1 protein-coding gene is annotated in these 769 nt (G+C 72.6%); it reads left to right on the plus strand.

The window, feature by feature from the left end; genetic code table 11:
* Window positions 1-24: 24 nt before the first annotated feature.
* The coding region (locus tag IEY93_RS37435; RefSeq protein ID WP_229691821.1) for a DUF993 family protein at window positions 25-769 on the plus strand (745 nt) is incomplete at its 3' end.

The raw sequence follows: 769 nt of genomic DNA on the forward strand, positions 1-769 counted from the left end.
GGTCGAGGTGCCGGAGATCGCCGGATGACCTCGATCGTGCTGCCCGGGGCGGATCGCCGGTTGGAGACCTACCGGATGCGTGAGCCGGTCGTCTGGGATCTGCCGCCGTCACCGCCCACCAGCCGAGTGGTGTACGCCGCCGCGCACGTCGTGGCCGACCCGCTCGCCGACCACTCCCCCGGTTCCCCCGCCTCCCTCGACTGGGAGGCGACGCTGCGTTTTCGCCGCCACTTGTGGTCCTGCGGGCTGCGGGTGGCCGACGCGATGGACACCGCCCAGCGCAACATGGGCCTGGACTGGGCGGCCACGGCGGAGCTGATCCGGCGCAGCGCCGCCGAGGCCCGGCACTTCGGCGACCCGGCCGACCTGCTGGCCTGCGGCGCCGGCACAGATCATCTGCCCGGGAGCGCCACGCTGGAGCAGGTCGTCGCGGGCTATCTGGAGCAGATCGAGACCGTCCAGGACGCGGGCGCCCGGGTCGTCGTCATGGCCAGCAGGCAGCTCGCCCGCCTCGCCCGCGGCCCCGAGGACTACCACAAGGTCTACGCCACCCTGCTCGCCCACACCGACCGGCCGGTGATCCTGCACTGGCTGGGCGAGATGTTCGACCCCGCCCTCGCCGGATACTGGGGGTCACACGATCTTGAGGCCGCCACCGAGGCGTTCCTCGCACTCGTCCACGACAACGCCGCGCGCGTGGACGGGGTGAAGGTGTCACTGCTCGACGCCGAGCACGAGGTGCACCTGCGTGAACGGCTCCCGGACGGCG

Source organism: Sphaerisporangium melleum, assembly GCF_014646695.1.
In the GTDB taxonomy this organism is placed as follows: domain Bacteria; phylum Actinomycetota; class Actinomycetes; order Streptosporangiales; family Streptosporangiaceae; genus Sphaerisporangium; species Sphaerisporangium melleum.